The sequence below is a fragment of the Methylobacterium sp. P5_C11 genome (assembly GCF_054049775.1).
In genome coordinates this window covers 48394-56753 of record NZ_JBFULS010000032.1, presented here as the reverse complement: position 1 = coordinate 56753, position 8360 = coordinate 48394, and the positions used below count along the sequence as shown (strand labels likewise).

Below are 8360 nucleotides of genomic sequence, written 5' to 3'. Positions count from 1 at the left end.
CCACGGGGGAGAGCAGGTGCGGGATGCCGTCGTAGACCGACAGCTCCAGCATCTTCGGATCGACCATGATCAGGCGGCACTCCTCGGGCTTCAGCCGGTAGAGCAGCGACAGGATCATGGTGTTGATCGCCACCGACTTGCCCGAGCCGGTGGTGCCGGCGACCAGCAGGTGCGGCATGCGCGCGAGGTCGGCGATGATCGGCTCGCCGCCGATGTTCTTGCCCAGGCACAGGGCCAGCTTGTGCTTGCTCTCGGCGAAATCCGTCGAGGCCAGGAGTTCGCGCAGGTAGACGGTCTCGCGCTTGGCGTTGGGCAGCTCGATACCGATGGCGTTCCGGCCGGGCACCACCGCGACGCGGGCCGAGACCGCCGACATCGACCGGGCGATGTCGTCGGCCAGCGCGATGACGCGGCTGGACTTGGTGCCGGGCGCCGGCTCCAGCTCGTAGAGGGTCACGACCGGACCGGGCCGCACCGCCAGGATGTCGCCGCGCACGCCGAAATCGCCGAGCGTTGCCTCGAGCAGTGTGGCGTTCTGCTCCAGGGCATCGGCCGAGACCAGGCTCGCCTGGGAGGGACCGCGGGGGGCGGCCAGCAGGTCGAGGGCCGGCAGGGCGTAATCCTCCGGACGGACCGGCGGCGCGGGCGCGCGGCGGGCCGGTACGGGGGCGGCGGCCGGCGGGGCGACGCGTGAGGCCGTCGGCTCGGCCCGCTGTGGCACCGGGCGCTGCGGTGGCTCGAAGGCGCCCAGGGTCTCGACGGCATCCGCGTCGGCCTGCGACGGCGGCCCCCGGCGGGCGGGCATCCCCGGAGATGCGTCCTCCGCCGCGTCGAAGACCGGCTCGCGCCGGCTCGCGCCTGGCTCCCGCCCCTCGGGCAGGTGGTCGGCCCAGGGCAGGTCCGCATCCGTGAAGGCGCGCCGGGCCGCCAGGGCCGGCGAAGCACCGTCGATCGGCTCGGCCCGGCCCGCGCGCCACGCCGCGATCCGGTCGGCCGCGGCGTGGCGGAGGCCCATCAGCCCCTGCGCGAGGGCGCCGACACCCACGAGGCCGAGGCTCGGCTCGTCGGAATCCTCCCGCTCATCGCGGGCCGGGTCCCGGCCCCGCACGGGCGCGCGGCGGACGGGGTAGGGGTCGTCGTGCAGGGTCTCCTCCTCGACCGCCCCGAAGCGGCAGGCGCCGGTCAGGCTCAGGATCGCCACGGCGGCGTAGGCGAAGCCGACGAGGTGGGCCGCCGCGGACGAGACCGCCCCGACGATCACCCGTGCCATCGACAGCAGGCCGTCGCCGGCCACCCCGCCGAGGCCGGTGGGCAGCGGCCAGCGGGTCGTGGGCGGCAGAGCGCTCGCCACCGCGCTCGCCGCGCAGAAGCCGATGATCCAGAGGGCGATGCGCAGGCCCCCCTCGGGCAGGTTGCGCTCGCGCATCAGCCGGACGCCCCAGAGGGCCGGGGGCAGCACGAAGGCGAGCGACCCGAGGCCGAGGATCTGCATGGCGAGGTCGGCCACCACGGCGCCAGGCTGGCCGAGGACGTTGTGGGCGGCATGGTCGGTGGCGTGATTGAGGCTCGGGTCGTCGATCGACCACGTGGCCAGCGCCACGGTCAGCGCGACCGCGCCGGTGAACAGCACGAACCCGCCGAGTTCCGTCAGGCGCTTGCCCAGGAACGGGCGAACGCTGTCGACGAAGGTGTCGTAGGGCGATGCGGGACGGCGAAGCGAGCGCATGCGGGACCGGACGCAGAACGGGGACTTGCCCGAGAGGCTAGGCACGGCCCCCTTAACGAGCCGCTAAGGTTGAGGAAGGCTGACCGGCCCACGCCCGGGCCGCCGGGGCTCGATCAGCGCCCCGTGCGGAGGGTGCAAAATCCGCCCCGCTGTGGCACAGGACCGGCCATGAATATCGACGGCCAGCCCTACCGCACGATCTTCCCGGACCCGGACGGCGTCAGCGTCCAGGTGATCGACCAGACCCGCCTGCCCTTCGCGTTCGAGCTGAAGCGCCTCGCCACGCTGGAGGACGCCGCAGTAGCGATCCGCACCATGATCGTGCGCGGCGCCCCGCTGATCGGCGTCACAGCGGCCTACGGGCTGGCGCTGGCCATGCGGGCGGATGCCTCCACGGATGGGATCGACCGGGCGGTGGCGGTGCTCGCGGCGACGCGCCCCACGGCGATCAACCTGCGCTGGGCGCTCGACCGGCTCTCCGCCAACCTGCGGCAGGTCGCGCCCGACGAGCGCTTCGCCTGCGCCTTCGCGGAGGCGGGCCGCATCGCCGAGGAGGACGTGGCGAGCTGCCGCGCCATCGGCGCCCACGGCAGCCAGGTCATCGCCGACCTGCACAGGGCCAGGGGCGGCGACCGGCCGGTGACCGTGCTGACCCATTGCAACGCCGGTTGGCTCGCCACGGTGGATTGGGGCACCGCACTGGCGCCGATCTACGCCGCCCACGAACGGGGCGTGCCGGTGCACGTCCTGGTCGACGAGACCCGGCCGCGCAGCCAGGGTGCCGCGCTCACCGCCTTCGAGCTGAACGGCCACGGGGTGCCGCACACGGTCATCGCCGACAATGCCGGCGGGCACCTGATGCAGCACGGCGGGGTCGACCTGTGCATCGTCGGCTCGGACCGCACGACGGCGAGCGGCGACGTCTGCAACAAGATCGGCACCTACCTGAAGGCCCTGGCGGCGCACGACAACCGCGTGCCGTTCTACGCGGCCCTGCCGTTCTCGACGATCGACTGGACGCTCGACGACGGGGTGAAGGAGATCCCGATCGAGGAGCGCGACGGGCGCGAGGTCACCCACATGACCGGGCGGCTCGCCGACGGCGGCTTCGCCACGATCGAGGTGGTCTCCCCCGGAAGCCCCGTGGCCAACCCCGCCTTCGACGTGACCCCGTCCCGGCTGGTGACCGGGATCATCACCGAGCGCGGGATCTGCGAGGCCAGCGCCGCGGGGCTGTACGGGCTCTACCCGGAGCGCCGGAAGGCGGCGTGAGGGCAGGGGGCGGACAGGGGCGCGGCTTGGCCTGTGGGGCGACGGACGGAAGACGACTTCGCCCGCTCTAGGATTGGCCGGCCGGCTTTCTGGCCGCATGCCGGATCGCCAGGATCGCGATGACATCCGCGGGCTCGTCCACACGGTAGAAGATCAGGTACGGATAGCGGGGCAGCGCCAGACGGCGAACGCGCTGACGCCCGATCGAGCCGATCTCGGGATACCGGCCGATGAGGATGAGCGCGTCCTGAATCGCCGCCTCGACGCGTTGCGCGCCGAGCGGATTCCGGCTTTCCAGATACGTCGCGATGGTCTCCACGTCTGCGAGTGCCTGCGGTGTGAGACGCAGTCTCACGATCTTTCACGGACACGTGCGAAAGTAGCCGCGACGCTCGCGGCCGCTTCACCTTCCACGAACGCGCCGCGATCGGCTTGGTCCAGGCCCGCCGTGACGGCGGCCACGTTTTCGGGCTCGATGTCGAGCGGCTCAGCGAGCTGCGCGAGGCTGAGGATGGCCTGGGCGATGGTATCCTGTTCGGCAACGGACATCCGACGCACCGCTGCGACCGCCTTCTCCAGTAACTCCGTCATAGGCCGACCTCCGTTCCTACCTTAGCAGGATCGGTTAAAGAGGCGACAGGAGCCGGTCTGGGTCATTGGCGCCGCGGGGCTGTACGGGCTTTACCCGGAGCGTCGGAAGGCGGCGTGAGCCGCCTCACCGCACCCCGGGCCGGCCCGATTCCGCGAGCTGCTGCGCCCGGGCGCCCTGGCGCTCGAACATCCAGCCCGGATACTCCGCCGGCAGGACGCTCACCGCGTCGAGGGCGTCGAGTTCCGCGTCGCTGAGGCTGAGTTCGGTCGCCGCGATGTTGTCCTCCAGCTGGTCGAGCCGCTTGGCGCCGACGATCACGCTGGTCACCGCCTGGCGGTGCAGCAGCCAGGCGAGCGCCACCTGGGCCACCGAGACGCCGCGTGCCTCCGCCACCTGCCGCATGGCCTCGATGCAGGCTTCGGCCCGGGGGCGGTCCACCGGCGGGAAGTCGAAGCTCGCGCGCCGGCCCTCGCCCGCGCCGCCGGCATACTTGCCGCTGAGCAGGCCTCCGGCCAGCGGGCTCCAGACCAGGAGGCCGAGCCCCTCCGAGCGCAGCATCGGGACGATCTCCCGCTCCAGGTCGCGGCCGGCGATGGAATAGTAGGCCTGCAGGGTCTCGAAGCGGGCGAGCCCGGCCCGCTCGCTGATCCCCAGCGCCTTCACGATCTGCCACGCCGCCCAGTTCGAGACGCCGACGTAGCGGACGTGGCCGTGCTGCACGAGGATGTCGAGGGCGCGCACCTGCTCCTCGATCGACGTCGCCGGGTCGAAGCCGTGGATCTGGTAGAGGTCGATATGGTCGAGCTGGAGCCGCTTCAGGCTCGCCTTGCAGGCATCGATCAGGTGCAGGCGCGAGGCGCCCTTGGCGTTCGCCCCCGGCCCCATCGGCCCGTAGCCCTTGGTGGCGACGACGACGCTGTCGCGCGAGACCTTGAGGTCGCGCAGGGCCTGGCCGGTGATCTGCTCCGAGAGCCCCTCCGCGTAGACGTCGGCCGTGTCGATGAAGTTGATCCCGGCATCGAGCGCCCGCCCGACGAGGCGCCCGGCCTCCGCCTGGTCGAGGGCGCCGATCTGGCGCCACATCCCGGTCCCGCCGCCGAAGGTCATGGTGCCGAGGCAGAGTTCCGAGACGAACAGCCCCGTGCTGCCGAGCTTCTTCTGATACATGCCTGCCCGATCCCGTCCGTGTCCCGGATGTCAACGCGCGGGAGCGACCCCGGCGCGCTCACGGCTCCCACTGGTGGAAGACCGCGCTGTCGAAGGAGAAAACCGGCTCGCCGCGCTGGTTCACCCCGGTGTTGCGGGCGAAGGCCAGTCCCCAGCCTGGCCGCGAGGCGGAGGCGCGCTTGTCGGTCAGCTTCGCGCTGAACCGCAACGTGTCGCCCGCGTAGACGGGCTTCAGCCAGCGTAAGGCCTTGAACCCGGGAGAGGGGCCGGCCTCCGGGACCGGGCCGCGGGTCGCCGTGTAGGCGGCGTCGCGGGCGCGGGTCGTGAGCATCCGGTTCATGTAGGCGGCGGCCGTGTGCCAGCCGGAGGCGCACAGGCCGCCGAAATGGCTGCGCTTGGCCGCCGCGTGGTCGAGGTGGAAGGCCTGCGGATCGTAGGCCTGGGCGAAGGCCACGATCGCCTCGGCGGTGAACGGGTAGGCGCCCAGCTCCCGCACGGCGCCGATCTCGGCGTCCCGCAGGAACGGCAGGATCTCGGCGTCCTGCGGCTCCGCGACCGGTCCCGGTTCGCCGATCTCCACGGGCCGCGGGGGCAGGGGGTCGGTGCCGCGGCGGGCAAGCATGAAGGTGAAGCGCTGGGTCAGCACCGTCTCGCCGCGCGGGTTTCCGACGGCGACCTCGGCGGTGACGAAGCCGAGCCCGGGCTTCGAGGTCGAATCGCGGGTTCCTGCGACCCGGAAGGTCAGCGTCAGGGCGTCCCCCGGCAGGACCGGCGCGAGCCAGCGCAACTCGTCGATCCCCGGCGCGCCCAGCGACGAGCCGCCCTTGAACGGCCCCTGCTGGAGCAGCCGCATGCCCAAAGCCGCCGTGTGCCAGCCGGACCCGATCAGCCGGCCCGCGAAGGTCCCTTCCGCGGCTGCCTCGTCGAGGTGAAAGGGCTGGAAGTCGAACTGCTCGGCGAAGCCCACGATGGCGTCGCGGGTGACGGTGAGCGGCTCGCCGACGATCACGTCGCCGACAGCGAAATCCTCGAGGGCGGGGTCGGGCATGGGCGGGCGCGTCCGGGATGGAAGGATCAGTTGGCGAAGCGGAAATGCAGCACGTCGCCGTCCTGCACCACGTACTCCTTGCCCTCCAGGCGGAGCTTGCCGGCGTCCCGAGCCCCGGATTCGCCGTTCAGCGTGGTGTAATCCTTGAACGCGATGGTCTCGGCCCGGATGAAGCCCTTCTCGAAATCCGAGTGGATCACCCCGGCCGCCCCCGGGGCACGGGTGCCCTTGGTGATCGTCCAGGCGCGGGCCTCCTTGGGGCCGACCGTGAAATAGGTGACGAGGCCGAGGAGATCGTAGCCGGCCCGGATCACCCGGTTGAGGCCGGGCTCCGTGAGCCCCACCGCCTCCAGGAACTCCGCCTGGTCGGCTTCCGGCATCACGGCGATCTCGCTCTCGATCTTGGCCGAGACCACCACCGCCACGGCGCCCTCCGCCTTGGCGCGGGCGAAGACCGCCTCCGAATAGGCGTTGCCCTTGTCGGCGTCGGGCTCATCGACATTGCAGACGTAGAGGACGGGCTTGGCGGTCATCAGGCCGAGGGACTGGAACAGCTTCTCCTCGTCGGGCTTGCGCTCCACCAGCCGCGCCGGCTTGCCCTCCCGCAGGAGCGGCAGCGCCCGGTTGACGAGGTCGAGGCTCTCCTTGGCTTCCTTGTCGGCGCCCTTGGCCTTCTTCTCCAGGGCGACGGCGCGGCGCTCCAGGCTGTCGAGGTCGGCGAGCATCAGCTCGGTCTCGATGGTCTCGATGTCGGCCGCCGGGTCGACCTTGCCCTCCACGTGGGTGACGTCGCCGTCCGTGAAGCACCGGACCACGTGGGCGATGGCGTCGACCTCGCGAATGTTGGCCAGAAACTGGTTGCCCAGGCCCTCGCCCTTGGAGGCGCCGCGCACGAGGCCGGCGATGTCCACGAAGGTCAGCCGCGTCGGGATGATCTCCTTCGAGGAGGCGATGCGGGCGAGGTCATCGAGTCGCGGATCCGGCACCGCCACCTCGCCGACGTTCGGCTCGATGGTGCAGAACGGGTAGTTCGCCGCCTGGGCGGCCGCCGTCTGCGTCAGTGCGTTGAAGAGGGTCGACTTGCCGACGTTCGGCAGGCCGACGATGCCGCATTTGAAGCCCATGGACTCAGTTCCGTTGAAGCACGTCGCCGGGCGACGCGCGGAAAGGGTTGATGAGGGTCAGGCCCTCGAACAGGGCGCCGTGCGCCCTGTCCTCGGTCGAGTACGCGCGGCACCGGCGAGCCGGGCCGCGGCTACCGGGAGGCAATCGAACCGCCGACAGCCGGGCGTGTGGCACACGGCCTACCTCGGACCCTCTCGCCCGCCTCGATATCCCGTCCCCGTGGGGGCGTGTCAATTTCGGGCGCCCAGGGTCTTCACCGCGTCCCAGCCGCGGCCGGCCATGGCGAGGTGGACTTTGTTCTGGAAGCCCGCATCCTCGCCGGCGGCGAGCAGGTCCGCGTGGTCGGCCACGGCCCGGCAGAGGTCGTCCACCCAGGGCAGTTCGGCCTTGCCGAAATCGTTGAGCACGTAGGCATGGACCAGCGCTTTGTCGCCGGGATGGCCGATGCCGAGGCGGACCCGGCGATAGTCGTTGCCGCACTGCGCGGTGATCGAGCGCAGGCCGTTATGGCCGGCATTGCCGCCGCCCAGCTTCACCCGCAGCTTGGCGGGGGCGAGGTCGAGTTCGTCGTGGAGCACGATCACGTCGGCCAGCGGGATCTTGTAGAAGCGCTGCGCCTCCGAGACCGCGCGGCCGGACTCGTTCATGAAGGTCGAGGGCTTCAGGAGGATCGCCCGCTCCGTGCCCAGCACCGCCTCGGCGGCCTCCCCCTGGAAGCGGTGGCGGAACGGGCTCGCCCGGTGCTGGCGGGCGATGGCGTCGACGGCGAGGAAGCCGATATTGTGCCGGTTGCCCGCGTAACGCGCGCCCGGATTTCCGAGGCCGACGATCAACTTCATGTCAGGGGCTTCCGGGGGATTCCGTTCGGCGCGGTCTGTGGCACGCTTCCGCGCGGGACGCACCCCCGGCCGGGTCCGGTCCGACCGGGGCGCCGTGCCGGTCTCCGGGGCCGGGCCGTCTCCGTCGTGCGCCAGCGCACGGCCCCGGCCGAACCCGAGGCAGAGTATCCCCGTTGAGAGGTCACATTCGGCCAAGCAAAGCCCGAGTGATCAAGCAAAGCCCGAGTGATCAAGACCGCCGACCCGACGATCTTCCTCACGCGACACGATTGACCGGATGACTTCCCGCTGAAGTCAGACGCAGACGTTTGGAGATCCCCATGACCGTTCGCATGCTCGCCGCCGCCGCCCTGGTCGCGGCCGTCGCAACCCCGGCCCTGGCCCAGGGCCTGGATTCGCGGCATTCGCCCTACCCGGCCTCGGCCTATTCGGGCTGGGTCGGCACCGGCTCCCTCCTGCGGCAGGATACCGTCCGCGCCGAGCCGGCGCCCGCCTACCGCTATGCCGGCCCGCATGCTGGAGGCCCGGCCAACGCCCTGCCGCGGTTCTAACGCGCCGGGACGGACCTGCCGGTGAACCGCGGGTCCGCGT

The 8360-nt window shown here is 71.6% G+C and carries 9 protein-coding genes; 2 read left to right on the top strand and 7 right to left on the bottom strand.

The window, feature by feature from the left end; genetic code table 11:
- On the bottom strand, positions 1-1726 hold a 1726-nt coding region (locus tag ACXJKQ_RS17300; protein ID WP_457106968.1), incomplete at its 3' end, for a DNA translocase FtsK 4TM domain-containing protein.
- A gap of 168 nt (positions 1727-1894) precedes the next feature.
- Here ACXJKQ_RS17300 and mtnA point away from each other — a divergent pair.
- Positions 1895-2998, top strand: coding sequence for an S-methyl-5-thioribose-1-phosphate isomerase (gene mtnA / locus ACXJKQ_RS17295; RefSeq protein WP_457106965.1), 1104 nt, complete (start codon positions 1895-1897; stop codon positions 2996-2998).
- Between the two features lie 67 nt (positions 2999-3065).
- On the opposite strand, the gene ACXJKQ_RS17290 is transcribed toward mtnA, so the two are convergent.
- From ACXJKQ_RS17290 to pth, 6 genes are all read right to left on the bottom strand, one after another.
- Positions 3066-3353 carry a type II toxin-antitoxin system RelE/ParE family toxin gene (locus ACXJKQ_RS17290; RefSeq protein ID WP_457106964.1) on the bottom strand — a complete coding sequence of 96 codons (288 nt, stop codon included), beginning with the start codon at positions 3351-3353 and terminating at the stop codon, positions 3066-3068.
- On the bottom strand, positions 3350-3589 hold the full coding sequence (locus ACXJKQ_RS17285; RefSeq protein WP_457106963.1) for an acetyltransferase: 240 nt from the start codon (positions 3587-3589) through the stop codon (positions 3350-3352). The genes ACXJKQ_RS17290 and ACXJKQ_RS17285 overlap by 4 nt, the downstream gene beginning before the upstream one ends.
- A 124-nt stretch (positions 3590-3713) precedes the next feature.
- Positions 3714-4757, bottom strand: coding sequence for an aldo/keto reductase (locus ACXJKQ_RS17280; protein WP_457106962.1), 1044 nt, complete (start codon positions 4755-4757; stop codon positions 3714-3716).
- Positions 4758-4815: 58 nt separating this feature from the next.
- Positions 4816-5805 carry a MaoC/PaaZ C-terminal domain-containing protein gene (locus ACXJKQ_RS17275; RefSeq protein ID WP_457106961.1) on the bottom strand — a complete coding sequence of 330 codons (990 nt, stop codon included), beginning with the start codon at positions 5803-5805 and terminating at the stop codon, positions 4816-4818.
- A gap of 26 nt (positions 5806-5831) precedes the next feature.
- Positions 5832-6929 (bottom strand): redox-regulated ATPase YchF, encoded by a 1098-nt coding sequence (ychF, locus tag ACXJKQ_RS17270; protein WP_457106960.1) that lies wholly within the window; start codon positions 6927-6929, stop codon positions 5832-5834.
- 231 nt (positions 6930-7160) lie between these two features.
- On the bottom strand, positions 7161-7769 hold the full coding sequence (pth, locus tag ACXJKQ_RS17265) for an aminoacyl-tRNA hydrolase (RefSeq protein WP_457106959.1): 609 nt from the start codon (positions 7767-7769) through the stop codon (positions 7161-7163).
- Positions 7770-8089: 320 nt separating this feature from the next.
- Here pth and ACXJKQ_RS17260 point away from each other — a divergent pair, with 320 nt between their 5' ends.
- Positions 8090-8320 (top strand): hypothetical protein, encoded by a 231-nt coding sequence (locus ACXJKQ_RS17260; RefSeq protein WP_457106958.1) that lies wholly within the window; start codon positions 8090-8092, stop codon positions 8318-8320.
- Positions 8321-8360: the final 40 nt, after the last annotated feature.

What these genes read in the sequence shown, in the direction of transcription:
- mtnA (WP_457106965.1), top strand. Translation starts at nt 1,895, where the DNA reads ATGAATATCGACGGCCAGCCCTACCGCACGATCTTCCCGGACCCGGAC.
- ACXJKQ_RS17285 (WP_457106963.1), bottom strand. Translation starts at nt 3,589, where the DNA reads ATGACGGAGTTACTGGAGAAGGCGGTCGCAGCGGTGCGTCGGATGTCC.
- ACXJKQ_RS17280 (WP_457106962.1), bottom strand. Translation starts at nt 4,757, where the DNA reads ATGTATCAGAAGAAGCTCGGCAGCACGGGGCTGTTCGTCTCGGAACTC.
- ACXJKQ_RS17275 (WP_457106961.1), bottom strand. Translation starts at nt 5,805, where the DNA reads ATGCCCGACCCCGCCCTCGAGGATTTCGCTGTCGGCGACGTGATCGTC.
- ychF (WP_457106960.1), bottom strand. Translation starts at nt 6,929, where the DNA reads ATGGGCTTCAAATGCGGCATCGTCGGCCTGCCGAACGTCGGCAAGTCG.
- pth (WP_457106959.1), bottom strand. Translation starts at nt 7,769, where the DNA reads ATGAAGTTGATCGTCGGCCTCGGAAATCCGGGCGCGCGTTACGCGGGC.
- ACXJKQ_RS17260 (WP_457106958.1), top strand. Translation starts at nt 8,090, where the DNA reads ATGACCGTTCGCATGCTCGCCGCCGCCGCCCTGGTCGCGGCCGTCGCA.